The organism is Ruegeria sp. BA2 (genome assembly GCF_056539605.1).
In genome coordinates this window covers 1-15466 of record NZ_JBQFVE010000015.1, presented here as the reverse complement: position 1 = coordinate 15466, position 15466 = coordinate 1, and the positions used below count along the sequence as shown (strand labels likewise).

Below are 15466 nucleotides of genomic sequence, written 5' to 3'. Positions count from 1 at the left end.
GATATATGAAACCCTTACTGATCATCTTACTGGCTCTCGCGCCGCTATCAGCCCATGGCCAATCCCCGCTGAGCGGGGTTGATATGACGCTGCCCAAGATGACCGAAGCGCAGATGACCCGCGCAGAGGTTGTTGCCCGGCTCGACGCGGCCACAACCGACGCCCCTGCCGATTTCACCAGGGTCTGGTTGAACAAGCTGGACCTGTCCGAGCTGGATTTCAGCAATGCAATCCTACGGGCGACTTCATTGAACGGCGCAGATTTGTCCGGCTCAACTCTGGATGGCGCGATTCTGAGCCAATCCTGGATGATAGGTGCAAATCTTTCCGGCGCTTCACTTGTCGGGGCGGAGTTGTTCCAGACCCAGCTGGGCAAAGCCGACCTAAGCGACACTGACTTCACAAATGCCAGAACCGCCGCGGATTTCACCAAGGCAAACCTGACCCGCGCAATATTCAAAGGGGCAGATTTCTCGGCTGATATGCGCAATCAATCCATGGGGCTTATGCGCGGTGTCCTGACCTCAGCGCAAGGCACAGACGTCGATTTCACCAACGCGCAAATGTCCCGCGCCGATCTGGAATTTGCCAAACTGCCAAACGCGAATTTCACCGGTGCCGATATGTCGATGGCCACGCTAGGCGGGGCAGACCTGACAGGGGCCATCTTGTCTGGCGCAGATTTCACAGACGCCGATCTAACCGCGACGCGGTTAACGAATGTTCAGGGCGCAGATCAGGCCAATCTGGACGCCGCGAAGAACCTGAACCGTGCCATTCGCTGACGCAGCTATTCCCATTCCAGTTCGGTAAACGCAACTGTTGCATTGCGTGGATTGTAAGCCTCGAACAACTCCCATTGTCCGGCTTCCCCTTGCGCGATTGTCTCGACCGCATCGCCCATACGCTCGCCGCTGCCGATTGCCGCACGAGTATCGGTTTCAAGCACATCCAGATAGCGCACCATGTCTTCAGCGCCGTCGGGCCAGGCCAGGATCGGCCCACCATGGCCGGGTACGATTTGGGTCACATCCAGCCCGGTCATCCTTTTCAGAACGCGCTGCCACCCGATCAACTGGCCATCCAGAGCAGGGGTATGTCGGTGAAATACAAGATCGCCCGTGAACATGACGCCAGAGTTCACATCTATCACCGTCAGGTCATTGCCAGTATGCGCTCTGGGCCAGGCCCGCAGGATCAGTTTGCGTTCACCCAAATCAATCTCTTCTTCGGTCTCAACTGCAAGGTCGACCTTGATCGGTCCAACACCCACATAGGCGCTGGGCCCGATCACAGCGCTCAGGCTTTCGACGTAATAGCCCAGCCGGTCCAAAAGCGCCCTCTCCAGCCCCGCATGGCCAACAACCTCTGCTCCCGCAAGGGTCAAAGGCCCCGCCCCAAGCGTATGATCGGGGTGCATATGGGTCAAAATAACGTGACTGACGGGTTTGTCCGTCCTTGACCGGATGGCGCGCCAGATGGCCTCTCCTATCCAGGGGGCCGTTCCCGTATCGATTACGGCAACACTATCTTGGCCGATGACAAAGCCGATATTCGACACATCCCCCAGATTGTCCGCATTGGGTTCTTCTATCCGGCCGCGGTGCACGAAAAGACCGGGTGCTGCTTCTTCGAATTCCAGTGTCTGACCAATGGGTTGGCAAATGGGATCACTGCTGCGCCCGTCGGAAAGCTGTGGAGGCATCATCTGCAATCTCTGCTCGCATCCGGCCTGAGACACAGCTTCGTAACCCGGCAAAAGCTGCTCTCTGCAGGGCTCGGTCGCAACCTGGGCGCATAGCAAAATTACGGCTTCGAACATGGGAATCCTCCGCCTCGAAGACTGGCACAGATTTGTGCCAGAACCACACCGCCTTTCGTCGGCATGTATTTTATTGGCGTTTTGTGGCATATTCTGTGGCACCGGTTGCCGGAGGAGATAGCATGGCCAGAGCAATAGCACCCGCAGCGATCCTTTCACTTGCGCTTTCCCTGCCCGCATGGGCGGAACAGCCGGTAAAGAATCCGCTCGTTGACAGCGAAACCTGGCAGGATCTGCAATATGATGTGGTGGGCGACGCCCAGATCGGAAGCGCTGACCTGCTGCTTGCGCTGGATGCGCCCTATCGCGCACACGATGCTGCGACGGTGCCCATCGTTCTGAAACAGCTTGATCCCGATGCTCAGATTTCTGCGGCAACGGTGGTGATCGACGAAAACCCAGCCCCGATTGCAGGCGTTTTCACCTTTTCCCCAGCCATGGGTGAGTTGGATTTCGAGATGCGGGTTCGTGTGAACCAATACTCGAATATTCGTGTGATCGCAGAGACACCAGACGGGCTTCACATGACGGGCCGTTTTGTCAAAGCCTCAGGCGGCTGCTCGGCCCCGGCCAGCAAAGACCCCGAGATCGCCCTAGCATCTATGGGCAAAATGAAGCTGCGAAGCTTTGGGCAAGAGGCGCAGATTTCGACACCGCGCCGCGAAGCGCAGATCATGATCCGCCACCCGAACTATTCCGGCCTGCAACGCGATCAGGTCACGCAACTGTTCATTCCTGCGCATTTCATTGACCATATTGAGGTCTGGCAGGGGGAAGAACTGTTGTTCACCATGGACGGTGGTATTTCGATCTCGGAAAATCCCGCTTTCCGGTTTGCCTATAACGACAATGGCTCGACCATGTTGACGGTCAAGGCGAAGGATACCGAAGGCAACATCTTCGAGAAAGACCTTCCCAAAGCCGCGGCCAGCTAATCAGCACCAGCGTTTAATTCAGAAACAGACAACTTCGGCTTCGGCCTGCGCCCGGCGCAGGTCGGCCACCATGTTTTCGGCAAGCACCGCGCTTTTGAAAAACGCCATGCGCTCGCCCCCGACCCGGCGCATCGACAGAACGGTTTCCGCCTGTACGTATTGCTCATAAGGCAGGATCGAGGCGATCAGATCAATCGAACACGAGCACCGATCCAGCATCTCGCGCGTTTGGCCGTTGGTGACCATACAGGCGAACACATAATCCGCGCGCGCTGCTGTCGGATAGTCGTTCAGCCTGTCTGCAATGCTCTGGGCGGCCGCAATGGTTGGTACTGTCAGACAGGCCACAACAACCATGGCTGCAACGGTTGCGCGGCCCCGTTCCCATATTTGGCCAGGGGCTGTCATTCACGATCCTCCTGCAATCCTTCAAACTGCATTTCTGATCGGTAAATAGCCGTATCCCGGCCCTCGGGCACAGCTTCCGCCACAAGGCTCAGATACCATCCCGGAATCTTTTCTGATACAGTGACGCTTAGGACGAGATCTCCGAACCCTTGCATACGGTCCCGATTTGGATCCTCGGCAAAAGGACGCATCAGGATGGTCTGCACGGGAATGGTTTTACCGTCGAACACGGCCTCGCCCTCAACCACCTCGGCGGGTTGAACCAGAGCATCCTTGACTCGGTTTCGGATGTAAAACGGACTTCCACCGGCAGACTCGGCCATATCCCGGATGGCACTTTCGTAGAATACCATGATCATCGGATTGCCGACGCTGGCCGGGAAAACACCCATCGCGCGGTGTTTGTTTTCCTGGCGAAACTCCAGATGCGCCATTTCGGTCCCATCGTCCTTAAAACTGAGCGCTATGTCGCCGGTATCCCGTTCTGCCGTATCGGGCCTAAGCTGGTTTGTGACCGTGCGCTGATAAACCAGTTCCTGGTCGCGGGCGATGGTGTCCAGAACACCATTCTGGAAAAGCAAATCATAGGCCTGCTCGGCATCAAGCGACGCAGCGGATGCCGGATTCAAACTCAAAATCGAAATTGCCAGCCCACAAAGAAACATTCTCATGATTTGGTCCTCCCTTGGATGAGAGTATGGGCTACTCGCCCCATGTCACCGCCGACTTTTGTCGGTGTTTGGTGCTTGAGTGGCCAGCGCGCGCTGAATCTTCCAGATTATCATGGACCGAAGCCGTTGCAGCTTCACCGGTTTCGTCATAACTGAAATCTCATGCCGCAATCCGTCTTGACGCAAAGCTTCGCTGCGATCCGCCGTAATCAGAATTGCAGGTACCTGAGCCTGCGTCATCTCTCGGATCTGGCGAATGGCCTTTACACCGGTTTCTCCGTCATCCAGTTGATAATCGGCCAGAATGATATCCGGGGCCATCCCTATATCTTCGACAAATTGCATTGCTTCCTGCGGCGACTTGGCTGGCAGAACACTTGCCCCATTCTGTTCCAGCCACTGGGTTGTTCCAAACAGAACATCGCGGTCGTTTTCTATGACCAATACGATGAAATCCAAAGGCACATCGCCCGAATTCGCCAAAAGGTCCAACGGTTCAACGGCGCTTTGCGCCGCTTCGACCCTGTCCATTTCGATGCTGAACACCGATCCGATACCGGGTTTGGACCGAAGCGACAGCTTGTGACCCAAAAGCCGGCAGGCGCGGTCCACCACTGACAATCCCAGTCCCATACCGGAACCAAATGGGACGTTTTCGGCCCGTGTGAATTCTTCGAACACACGCTCTTGATCCTTGCGTGCAATACCGATGCCTGTATCCCAGACTTGCAAAACAACCTTGTCGCCACGCTTGCGGCACCCCACCAGAACCCGGCCTCCGGGCTCGGTATACTGGATGGCATTCACCACCAGATTCTGTATGGACCGTAAAAGGTAAACCGGGTCGGAGTTCACGATTTCCGAACTCAAAACCACGTCAAGCTGGACATTCTTGTTCTCGGCAACCAGCGTCTGATCCCCTTGTATCCCGGCGATCATCGAAGCAAGGCTAACATCCGTCGGAGACACCGTATCCGGATCGGCCGTATCCAACCGCGAGATATCCAGCAATGAGTGCAACAACTGTTCGGCAGATCCGAATGCGCCATCCAGCCGCTCCATCATCTCGTGGAACTCGGTTTCGCGCGTAATCTCCAACAGGGTCGAGATCATCAGTTTTGCCGCATTGATCGGCTGCAGCAGGTCGTGACTGGCCGCCGCAAGAAACCGTGTCTTGGAAGAAACCGCAGCTTCGGCACGTTCCTTTGCAATCCGCAGCGCTTCCTCTACCCGCGCCTTTTCTTCGTATTCCTGCACAAGTTTGCCGTTAGCATGGGTCAGCTCTGCCGTACGTTCCATAACCCGGTTTTCCAACGTCTCGGTCGCGCGCGCTTCAAGCGTTACGTCTTTTAGCTCGACGAGAAAGCCACCGTCCGGCAACTGGTTGACCTGTATATCCAGCACACGGTCTGAGCCATCGCGCACGCGTTTGCGCAGCCAGCCACGACTTTTAAGCTCGTTTTGCCACTCACCGATCTTGAGCTCATCATCTGCTTTGATCAGCCCGCGCGCGCGCATCAAATCCAGAAGCGTCTGCACAGATGTATTTCCCTGCAGCACGGATAGCGGCAGGTTCAGAATTTCCCGGAACCGCGCATTGTGCATCATAATCTGGGCATCAAAAGAAAAGGTACAAACGCCCGAACTCATGTTTTGAAAAACCGCCTGAAGGTAATCTTCTTGCCGGTCGATCAGAGTTTCTTTTTCGTCGCGATTCCGCCGGACAACTGACGTGATATCCGTAAGCAGAATGACCACGTTCTGAGGAGATGTGTGTTGCGCGCTGAATTGATACCAACGGTCGCTGCGCAATTCGATCACGTCACTAGACACCATGCCCGTGTGACAGTTGCGTTCCAGCGTATCCAGCATATTCGATATGCCATTGTCGGACGACACGAATTCAGGGCTGTTCTGCACCAGCAGGAAGAACCGCCCCAGGCTGAGACCAGGCCGGACAACGTCGGACATGTCGGGGAAAATCGCCTGAAACAGCTCGTTACACAGGTTCAATTCACCATCGGTGAACAGCGCGAACCCTTCTTCCATGGAAGACAGCGCTTTGACGAGGCTCTTGCGGGTTTGCTCGCGTTCGTATCTGGCGCTTTCCAGTTCGGTTGTAGCGCGTTCCAGATCACGGCTCTGCTCCATTACCCGCTGCTGCAGTTCGATCGCCGACTGAAAGGCCAAGAACGCAGACGGGCCCACATCTTTCTGGCGGTTTGCGCGCCGCATCAATGCGTCAATGATTTTGGCTTGTTTAGAGACCTGAAGCTCTAGCGGATCCTCTGGATTAAGCATGGTTAGCTCAGATCCCGCTTCTCTGGCTCAAAGAAGGCAACACCAACAAAGGTCTGGTTCATATGTACGCCGGATTGCTGCTCTCCGTAAGTATTGAAACCAACCACCCGGTGAGACTGCAAAACATCCGAGACCTGATTGCTCAGTTGTTTCTGTTCGACCTCCAATTTACGTAGAATGCAGTCGAACCCAAGGATGAAATCCGGCGCTGTCCCGGCATTGTCCCGCACGTCCAGACCGGCTTTGAGCGTTTCGATGATTTCTTTTCCGCGTCCAAGTGTCATTATAAGGCCGTCATCAATCGCCGCGAGAAAAGACAGAGAGTCCCCCTCCATCGGTTCGCGAATGGCGCGCACGTAGTAGTTCAGATTTTGCCTTAAAAGCAGAGGGTTTTCAGCAAACACCAACGGCGAAAGATCTTCGGCCGCGCAGCCAACAAGACGCGCATATTCCTGTGCTGCCGGGGCGCCATTAATCTCATATACCACACGTTCTTCCGGATCGGCATCGGTAATGATGATCTCGGTCCCGATCGGCAAGAAATGGTCGAATCCGATGCCCTGAAAACCAAGGTTGGTTTCGATCAACAGCAGGACAGCGGCATTGCTGTAGGCCTTGCCACCATGAAAGACAAACGTTTCTTCAAATTGCAGGCCATCTCCGGCAGAGCCGCCAAATATCGGCAACCCGTCCAGAACGGTCTCCAGCGTTGAGACCAGCAAATCTTCCTGCTTGGACAAGCCGTCCGTAAACACCAGCGCAAGCCTGTTCCACCCTGCCGTATGACGGAACCTCTCAGCCTGCCTCTGCGCGGTGACGGCGATCTCTGTTGAGTCCAGCGGCCTGAGTACTTCGTACAAAATGGAAGAGCATCGAAAGTTGGACTTTGGGAATGCCAGCAGAAGAAGAGCGTTTGACTCGTACCCTGATTGCGTAATTTGCCCTGCAGTGGTGCAGCCGAAAACAGGTACGCCCGCCAGTTTCCGATTCAAACAGCGCGACACTTCTGCCGGGTCAAGATTGCTGGGAATGAAGGCCAGGACAAAGCACGACAAATGGCAATCGATTTCTGCGCAGGCTTCTTCAACAGCAGTCGCCGAGTCCAAGGCAACAGAACGGCCTATGGCAATAAAATTCGGTCCGTGCTCAAGATCCCGCATGTGTGCCCCCTAGTGTTGAAGAAAGGACTTAACCTCCGGCTCATGTCGCGACTGACGGGCGACAACCGAGTCTACCAGAACGGCGGCCTGGGTCCGGTTGCGTACCCCAAGACGGCGCAGCAAAGCGGTGATATGCGCCTTGACCGTTGCCTCAGCCAGCGACAGCTCATATGCGATCTGTTTGTTGGACTGGCCCACACAAATCAGCTTGAGAATTTTGACCTGTTGAGGGGTCAGAGAGGAAAGCTCGGGACTGGATTGGTAAACTGCGCTTTCCGGAGGCTTCGTCTCTTCAACGCGGCTGTATTCGGTCGGCACATATTTGCGACCAGACGCAATCTCTTGAATCGCGAGCTTGAGCGTCTGCGCCGGAGTGTCTTTGGGTAGAAACCCCATCGCACCGTGATCCAGCAGAGATCGCACAAGCTCACCAGATGCCAGCGAGGATATCACCAGAACCGGCACCTTGGGACAGCGCTGTCGCAGCTGTTGAAAACCCGAGATACCTGTAACGTCGGGCAATTTGAGGTCGAACATGATCAGATCAGGTTTGAAGCCTCCGCCAAGTATCGCGAAGGTCTGCTTAAGCGTATTGGCTTTTTCAATCCGGCAGTTCTCGAAACTCAGTTTCAAAGCTGCAGCCAATGCATCGCTGAACAGCGGATGATCATCCACGATAAGCACGCTGGACACTTGATCCACAGGTTTAGTGCATCCCACGGTATGCATTTCGTCTCCTCCGATGAGAAAGGTACAGCATTTCCTGATCAGTTCAACACTTTCGTTTTCGCGCAGGCGAAAGATACTATAAATAACAAAAGCTTGATAACTCTGATCTTCTAGTTTCGAAGGAATCTCGCAGCAAAATCCGTCAGATCAGGTGCGGACGCTTTAGGGTCGAAAATCCGCCGATCTAATTCTCGTATTTGTTCGACACGCCCGGAAGATGGCCCGTCGCGGTGCAGAATCGCGACGGCAGCTTCCCGCAGCCCGCCGACGCCACCGGTTTTGGCACTACGCCGCAAATCACGAACCAGTGGATCAAAAATGCCAAAACGCTGCAGCGCCTTTGACGCGGCCACTTTGTGACCGGACATGCCCAGCGTCAAACCAGCCAGAAAAACGACGCTGGCCAACGCGAATGCAGGCCAGCCCAACAGTGTTACAGACGGCGCCTGTGCGTCCGTTCTACTAACAGGCACTTCTCCGGTAACCGTGCCGTAAGCTATGCGCTGAGGCGAGATGGTGACCTCGTGAGTTTCCCGCGCCACGGTGTCAAAATAGCTGAACTGCAAGGGCTCGACGATACCCGATGTTTCGTTGGAAGGGCGAATGGTCCACCGCCAGAACGCATAGGTTACGGGCCCCTCCGGTGTCAGTTCGACCAGGCGTTTCTCAGGATGGGCAAAGATCAGGGCCGAGGGCGACTTCAATTCAGGCATCGGCGGGATCATATCGGGCGTTGCACCCAAAGCCTCTAACCGGATAACGCGCAAGACACCCTCGCCAGGTGCAAGTTGATCCGGGGCGTTCGACCACTGGTCCGATATCTGCAATTTACGCACCGGAAACCACCAATCCTTGGTGGCCGGGGCTTCGGTTACTTTAATGGTCAACGGCTCCGATTGAATCTCGTGCTCGAACCAGTCGTCATTTTCGTCGGTCAGGGTCAGCCGGTGAATGAACGGACCAATTTCAAGCTCGCCCGCGTCGACAGGATAGATTGCCATGCGACGGGTAAACACTTTGTACTTCCGGCCATTGATCCGTTCCTCCGACCAACTATCCGGCCCCAGCTGCGTCCAGCTAAAGCCTTCGAAATCAGGTTGGATCAACTCTTCCCGCGTGATGTGCCGACGGTAAACACCCCGAATCGTCAAAAGCACCATCTCACGGGTGAAGGGCACATCGGCGGTGTATTCAACGCTTACTTCTATCGACACTTCGGATGGCAGCACTGTCTTTGACTGCGCCAGAACCTGAAGCGGGAAAGCAATGAGAAGGAATACCAGCCACCTCATTCCGGGCTCTCCGATGCCGGAGGCGAAATTCCAAGCTTCACCCTGCGCTTATGTTCCTGCGCAATCCGAGCCGCCATGAACTCACCCGGAACATCCGACAGCTGATTGAGCCAGCGTTGGTCGGCCACCATGAACTGATCGTCAAAGATGCGCCGCACACCCAATCGCCCGCGGCTGTCCAGTTCAGCCAGCCCCAGCATCGTGTTCGAGTTCGTGACCTCACTTCCGGTTCCGGCCGCGCGCGCATTGCCGCGCGCCACAAAACTGTCGGCCTTTGGTCCCGACTTGCGTTCGGGGAACAGGCCCAAAGCCTCAGGGTCAATCTGTTGCCCTGCATAATAAGCCGCCAGCACGTCAAAATTCGCCTGAGCGTCCGGGTTCCCTTGCCCAATGGCTTGATCATAGGCCTCTAGCGCGGCAGCCAGTCGACCATTCTGTACCTCGGCATTGCCGAGATTGTAATGGTCCCCGGCGCCTTCGAACGCTTTTGCAGCTTTGTCGAATTCCCCGGCTCGATAGAAAGCAACACCTTGCCAGTCTGGGTCGGAAAAAAGTTTTGCAGCTAGTGGAAACAAACCAACTGCCAGAGCAACACGCCCAAATGAGGCGGCCCCACCCAACGCAAGGGCAAGGGTGATGCACGCAGCACCTGCTATCGCAAGCCATCTCATGCCCGTTCCCTCCAGAACAATAACAGCACGGGGAACAGTCCAAGAAACAGCAGATACCGCCCCAGATCTTGCCAGAACAGCACCGGATACTCTGCCCGTTCCAGCCGGGTTGCGGCATCATCTGCCAACCACAGCGCCAGGTCATCTGTCTGATCCAAGGTGAAGACGGCACCCCCGCCAACACTCGCATGGGTCTGCATCTGCGCTGTCGGAGATTGCAACGACACCAAGGACACACGCGCGCCGCGCGCGGCAAGCGCGGCGGCCTGTTGCAGTGAGGTTGATCCTAATCCTTCGCCGTCGGTGAATACCACCACATCCCCGGCCAAAATGCCCGCCTCTTCTATCCGCTGAAGTGCCAGGGCCAATGCGCGTTCGGGTCGCGACCCTTTGTCGGGAACGGTTTCTCCGTCGATCAGCGAGAAGGTTTGCCCCAGTTGCCGGTGATCGGTTGTCATATCTGTTGCGACATAGGCATCGCCCGCGAACACGATTATCCCACCGGGACGGGAACCAAGCGCGCTGACACCAAAGCGCCCCATGCTCAGCATTTGTGGCCAGCGGTTGTGCTCTGCCACGCTTTCTGACGCATCAACAAGGAATAACACGCCATCCAGATTGCGATAGGTTTGCGCATCACGCCGTTCTATGGCCGGGCCAGTCAGAGCAATCGCGATGATCCCCGTGGTCAACAGTAAGGCAACCGGTGTCAGCGGGAACGAGCCACCTTCGATCCGGCCAATCGCCGCCATTGCTTTCATAAGCTGCGGATCGGTGACCTTATCCCAGGCTCCGAACCCCCCGGAGCGAGACAGAATCCACCCGCCAAGTCCGCAGATTGCGAGCAAGGCGAGCCCCCAAAACGGCCGGAGCAGAGTAACATCCAGCGCGCTCACTGTGCTTGCCTCCACGCCGCCAAGAAGGCGAGTGCGGCAGCCAGCGCTGCGGGCCACGTCCAATACGCCCTATAAATTTCCGCCGTCAGGCCCGCGCTGTCCGTCGCCTCCAATCGATCCAGCGCCTGTGTAACCTCAATAAGATCATCGGTGGTTTTGACGCGAAAAGCCTCACCACCCGAGACCTCAGCAATCGCGCGCAAGGTGGCTGCATCGACTACTCCTCGTTCACCGACCTCGGCGCTTTGCAGGTCCTTGGGGCCAAGCGCAATCGTATGGACCCGCACCCCCATCTCAGCCGCCAAATCCGCCACACCACGGGGGTTCGTGGCACCGGCATTGTTCACCCCGTCCGACAACAGGATGACAACCCGTGACGCTGCCTGACTGTCCGCCAGACGTTTCAGAGCAATGCCCAAACCGTCAGAGATGTTGGTCGCGCGGCCGGAGATACCGATCGTGGCCTCTTGGATCCGTTGCGCGACAGCCTCGGTATCGAATGTAAAAGGTGTGGCGAAATAAGCCTCGGACCCGAAAACGATCAACGCGACCCGATCGCCAGCACGGCGTCGGGCAAATTCGGCCCCAACGCTTTTCACTGCCTCCAAACGGGTGATCTGGCGCCCATCGAGGTGAAAATCATCCCGCACCATTGATCCCGAAAGATCCAGAGCAATCGCCAGGTCTCGCCCAGAAACTTTCAATGCGCTGACCGGCTGCAGCTCACGCGGGCCAGACAAGGCAAAAACAATAAGCGCCCAGATGATCCATAAGACGAACCGATCAGTCAGACGCCGGTTTGCGGTGCCTCTTTGCGGGCTGGCTGCCAGAAGCATCACGCCGATGCGATCCGGAACCGGAAAGCCGCGTTCAAACACGGGCCTCGGTCTCAGCAGGAACACAACCACCAGGGGCAGTGGCAACAGCAGCAACACCCAGGGATCAGCAAGCTCAAACACGGCCCGCGACCTCATTCTGCAGGGTCTCCAGATCGGGACCGCCGCCGGGTTGATAGAGATCACTGCGCAATTCCGCATACCGCGCCGGATTCTGATCCCGCAATCTGTGCAGCAAGGCCACTCTGCGCCGGTCCGCAGACCATTCTGGTCGTTCAGTCGATTGATCCGATGCTGTCGCGGGGAAGTTGGCGGCGCTCTTCACGCTCAGAAATCGTAAGACGGCGACGCTGCCAACAGAGGCCAGCGCCGCGATACCAAAAACAACTGCATATTCGGCAAGCACCCCACCTACTGCCTCGGCGGGTAAATGGATGTCCCGTAGACTGGCCAGCATTGCGGCCTCAGAGAGGGCTTTTTCAGTCATGCCACGTATCCGACCGCGAAGGCCGACGAGATGCGGCGAGATGTGTTTTCCACCGGATCGCTGGCATTCACGACAAGTGCGGGGTGCGTTGCGATCTTCTGATAAGTTAGCTCATTCAAAGGCTGTGCCTCGGCCAGATAAACGCGCCTCTGTTGCCCATCCGACAGTCGGATCGGATACCAGCCTCTTGGCATTTCATGCGTCTTGCTTTCGGTCACAAGAACAAGTCGCGGATTTCGGCGATGATCAAGCCGGTCCAGCAGGTCTGAAAATCCGTCTCCCCGCTGATCAAAACCCGACGCGATGATGACCTCGGATCCGATGGGGGTTAGCCGTTCCACTCCGGCAAGTGCCTGTTGCAACGTCCAGCCCTCATCCTCGCCGTTCTGCAAGGCGGTCAGACTGCGGGCATGGGCCTGAACCAGACCGCCAATCACATCCAGCATCCCGCGTGTTTTGCCGCGCGGAGGAACAATGACGGAGGTTTCAGTCGTAATCGCCAGCAGACCCACGCGCCCGCCGCTCTCAACCATGTGCCACCCGATCAAAGCCAAAGCCTCGGCTGCAGCAACCGAGAGAAACGCCCGCTTCAGGCCCCAGAACATCGGCGCCCGGAAATCAGCCACCAGCAGGGCGACCCGATCCCGTTCCTCCTGAAACTGACGGACATGCAGGCGCCCGGTGCGGGCGGTGGTTCCGCGATCCAATTGACGAATGTCATCGCCCGCCACATATTCACGCACATCTGCAACCTCGACCCCCTGTCCACGCTTTCGTGTCAGAAAGCCTCCGGGCAAGGCCGCCATTGATGGATTGTCGTGATCCGCTAATGCAATGTGCCGCAAAGCGATCAGGGCATCTGTTGTCAGGCTTACGCCTGCATGTCCCAGTGCATCGGTCACAGCGGCTCGACCGCATCTAGAATATCGGCCACCAGTTCGCGCGGCTTTTTCCCATCCGCAACGGCTCTCCAGGTCAGCACCATGCGGTGGGCCAGCGCATCCGGAGCAACAGCGGCCACGTCCTCGGGCAAGGCAAAATCGCGACCACGCAGATAGGCACGCGCGCGCGAGGCCGAGGCCAGCGCCAATGACCCACGGGGTGAGACGGCATGTTCCACATGTTCAGCAAACGGGCCTTCGCGCGTCGCGGTCACAAGCCGCACAATGTAATCCCGCAACTCTGGGGCCACATGAACAGCCTGAGCCTCGGTGCGGGCCACCTTCAACTCGTCTAGTGTCATCTGCTGCACTTCCGGCGGGCCGTCCTGCGTTTCGGCGATGACCAGATCAAGTATCTGACGCTCGGTTTCCAGGTCCGGCAGAGTCAGCACAACATGCAATAAGAACCTGTCCAGCTGCGCCTCAGGCAAGGGAAAGGTTCCATCATGCTCAATCGGATTCTGGGTCGCGATGACCAGAAAGGGATCTGGCAGAGCGTGCGTTTCATTGCCAACCGTAACCTGATGCTCTGCCATGGATTCCAACAGAGCAGACTGCACCTTGGGTGGCGCGCGATTGATCTCATCAACCAGAACAAGAGTGTGAAACACAGGCCCCGAAACAAACTCGAAGCGGCCTTCTTGAGGCTGGTACACAGGCGTTCCGGTCACGTCAGACGGCATCAGGTCCGGGGTACACTGGATACGGGCAAAACTGCCCTCGACCGCATTCGATAACCACTTGACCGCCCGTGTCTTGGCCAGCCCCGGCGGTCCTTCAACAAGAAGATGGCCACCTTCCAGCAAAGCGATCAGAAGGGATTCCACCAAATGCGCGTGGCCGACAAGCCCCTGCGACAAGTACCCGGATAATCCCGCAATCGGGCGCGACGGGTTTTCAGGCCTTGTGTCCATATGTCCTCCCATCGACCCCGAGGGCGCAATACCTGCATGCAGGCTAACCGGATTCACCCCTTCAGCAAAACACACCAGATGGTATTACCTGGACACACGGACCGATGTAGTGCAGCCTTCGTCAAACAGGGCTGCAAACTGCGGATCAGCCAGCGTTTTATCCGTCTGCGCCCAGAGGCGATCATATTGGCTGTCAATGTAGTCGATAAAGCCGGGGTCAATGGTCTGATCAACCGGGGATTGTGCAACCGCATGCATCATGAAGATGTCAAACGCACACAGACCGCTAGGGTTCGAACTCAACAGCGCGCGCATGAAGTCGTGGGAACTCCAGGGCAGGCGCTGTAAATTCACCGGCGTCTCCTGCAGTTTGGACAAGAACCCTGCTGACTTGTCATACAGCAGGATATCCATGCCGAATGTGAAGGATTGAAACAGCTCTTCCAGCAGGATCGATTTGTGAAAGTCTATCTCAAGCTTGCCCGGCCGGTCATGGGCCGGCTGCTTGACCACGATATGAGTTCCCTGCCCCCGGTGGCCAAAGAAGGTCTGCGCCATTGCCGGAGACGTCACCATATAGGTACGTCCCGCAGGCAACCCGAGCTGATGCAAATCGCTAAGCCAGTCGATATCCGCGGACAAGTCCTGGTTGGGCGGGTACCCGGAATACAACCGCAAAACCACAGTCCGCCCGGTTCCGCAGTTCTGCGCAGAAGGACCAGCATAGCGCATGGGTGTCGAGTGCCCAAAGCTGTGTTTCAACAAATCTCTGAAGGCATTCAAAACCACCAAAGTCTGCGGATGTGGCCTTTCACCGACTAGGCACAGGGCTGCCCCCACCAGATCACGCCCGTTAATGTGAACGGGGATTGCCATGTCGCGCCCCAGCATGGTCGAGCGCAACTCGTACCCCCACCCTTGCCGGGCAAGTTCAATATAGTCGCGCTTTTCCGCATGAAGCGCGCCTGCAAACACAATTATCGCTGCTATCTGTAAGAATAGATAACGCATGCAACTCCTCGTAAGGTGAGGCACATCGTATCTGGAATACGCGCACGGTCCAAGAGTATCGGCATTGTCCAATCCAACCCAAGCACTCCGGTCACCTCGCGCGAGGACAAGCGCGCGCGCGTAAATCTGCCACACGGATTGATGAGCGAAAGTGATCCCTTTGCGCCGCCCGAACTTAACTGCAAAATCTGCAGCCGTAGTGCATAATTGTAGTTTGAAGTATATGTCATTAAAAATCATATGTTTGCATATGATTATGACCAATATCACCATTTTTTGCGCGTTATATCGGTGGTTGTGAGGGATCTGTTGCGAAGATTTTTCTGGCGACAGCGATAGCATTTTACCGGCGGGCTAAGCGGCCAGCTCTGCAAATTGCCGAAACGGACAGA

16 protein-coding genes are annotated in these 15466 nt (G+C 56.5%); 2 read left to right on the top strand and 14 right to left on the bottom strand.

Annotation, left to right across the window (positions count from 1 at the left end; translation table 11 throughout):
• The first annotated feature begins 5 nt into the window (after positions 1 to 5).
• On the top strand, positions 6 to 785 hold the full coding sequence (locus ACR0NN_RS21550) for a pentapeptide repeat-containing protein (RefSeq protein WP_170726736.1): 780 nt from the start codon (positions 6 to 8) through the stop codon (positions 783 to 785).
• A gap of 5 nt (positions 786 to 790) precedes the next feature.
• On the opposite strand, the gene ACR0NN_RS21545 is transcribed toward ACR0NN_RS21550, so the two are convergent.
• Complete coding sequence (locus ACR0NN_RS21545; RefSeq protein WP_170726740.1) at positions 791 to 1822, bottom strand: quinoprotein relay system zinc metallohydrolase 2; 1032 nt, start codon at positions 1820 to 1822, stop codon at positions 791 to 793.
• 122 nt (positions 1823 to 1944) lie between these two features.
• Here ACR0NN_RS21545 and ACR0NN_RS21540 point away from each other — a divergent pair, with 122 nt between their 5' ends.
• On the top strand, positions 1945 to 2757 hold the full coding sequence (locus ACR0NN_RS21540) for a quinoprotein dehydrogenase-associated SoxYZ-like carrier (RefSeq protein WP_170726742.1): 813 nt from the start codon (positions 1945 to 1947) through the stop codon (positions 2755 to 2757).
• Positions 2758 to 2775: 18 nt separating this feature from the next.
• Here the strand turns inward: ACR0NN_RS21540 and ACR0NN_RS21535 are convergent, their stop codons facing one another.
• The 13 genes from ACR0NN_RS21535 to ACR0NN_RS21475 all read right to left on the bottom strand — a co-directional run bounded on the left by ACR0NN_RS21535 (position 2776) and on the right by ACR0NN_RS21475 (position 15074).
• Positions 2776 to 3114: a hypothetical protein gene (locus ACR0NN_RS21535; protein WP_170726806.1), complete on the bottom strand. Its 339-nt coding sequence runs from the start codon at positions 3112 to 3114 to the stop codon at positions 2776 to 2778.
• 47 nt (positions 3115 to 3161) lie between these two features.
• Entirely contained in the window at positions 3162 to 3836 is a 675-nt protein-coding gene (locus ACR0NN_RS21530; RefSeq protein WP_170726745.1) for a hypothetical protein, read from the bottom strand.
• A gap of 45 nt (positions 3837 to 3881) precedes the next feature.
• The gene (locus tag ACR0NN_RS21525) at positions 3882 to 6137 is read right to left on the bottom strand and encodes a hybrid sensor histidine kinase/response regulator (RefSeq protein WP_170726755.1); all 2256 of its coding nucleotides are present in this window, start codon (positions 6135 to 6137) and stop codon (positions 3882 to 3884) included.
• A 2-nt stretch (positions 6138 to 6139) separates the two neighbouring features.
• Entirely contained in the window at positions 6140 to 7297 is a 1158-nt protein-coding gene (locus ACR0NN_RS21520) for an FIST N-terminal domain-containing protein (protein WP_170726759.1), read from the bottom strand.
• Between the two features lie 9 nt (positions 7298 to 7306).
• Entirely contained in the window at positions 7307 to 8026 is a 720-nt protein-coding gene (locus ACR0NN_RS21515; RefSeq protein ID WP_170726762.1) for a response regulator transcription factor, read from the bottom strand.
• A 110-nt stretch (positions 8027 to 8136) separates the two neighbouring features.
• A complete protein-coding gene (locus tag ACR0NN_RS21510) occupies positions 8137 to 9318 on the bottom strand; it encodes a BatD family protein (RefSeq protein WP_170726765.1) in 1182 nt (393 codons plus the stop codon).
• The gene (locus ACR0NN_RS21505; protein ID WP_170726768.1) at positions 9315 to 9989 is read right to left on the bottom strand and encodes a tetratricopeptide repeat protein; all 675 of its coding nucleotides are present in this window, start codon (positions 9987 to 9989) and stop codon (positions 9315 to 9317) included. Before ACR0NN_RS21505 ends, ACR0NN_RS21510 begins: the two co-directional genes overlap by 4 nt.
• A complete protein-coding gene (locus ACR0NN_RS21500) occupies positions 9986 to 10885 on the bottom strand; it encodes a vWA domain-containing protein (RefSeq protein ID WP_170726771.1) in 900 nt (299 codons plus the stop codon). The genes ACR0NN_RS21505 and ACR0NN_RS21500 overlap by 4 nt, the downstream gene beginning before the upstream one ends.
• Entirely contained in the window at positions 10882 to 11859 is a 978-nt protein-coding gene (locus ACR0NN_RS21495) for a VWA domain-containing protein (RefSeq protein ID WP_480685526.1), read from the bottom strand. Before ACR0NN_RS21495 ends, ACR0NN_RS21500 begins: the two co-directional genes overlap by 4 nt.
• On the bottom strand, positions 11837 to 12208 hold the full coding sequence (locus tag ACR0NN_RS21490) for a hypothetical protein (RefSeq protein WP_170726778.1): 372 nt from the start codon (positions 12206 to 12208) through the stop codon (positions 11837 to 11839). The genes ACR0NN_RS21495 and ACR0NN_RS21490 overlap by 23 nt, the downstream gene beginning before the upstream one ends.
• Positions 12205 to 13110 (bottom strand): DUF58 domain-containing protein, encoded by a 906-nt coding sequence (locus ACR0NN_RS21485; RefSeq protein ID WP_480685524.1) that lies wholly within the window; start codon positions 13108 to 13110, stop codon positions 12205 to 12207. The genes ACR0NN_RS21490 and ACR0NN_RS21485 overlap by 4 nt, the downstream gene beginning before the upstream one ends.
• Positions 13107 to 14063: an AAA family ATPase gene (locus tag ACR0NN_RS21480; RefSeq protein WP_170726781.1), complete on the bottom strand. Its 957-nt coding sequence runs from the start codon at positions 14061 to 14063 to the stop codon at positions 13107 to 13109. Before ACR0NN_RS21480 ends, ACR0NN_RS21485 begins: the two co-directional genes overlap by 4 nt.
• 84 nt (positions 14064 to 14147) lie before the next feature.
• Positions 14148 to 15074, bottom strand: a complete 927-nt coding sequence (locus ACR0NN_RS21475) for a hypothetical protein (RefSeq protein WP_170726783.1) — start codon at positions 15072 to 15074, stop codon at positions 14148 to 14150.
• Positions 15075 to 15466: the final 392 nt, after the last annotated feature.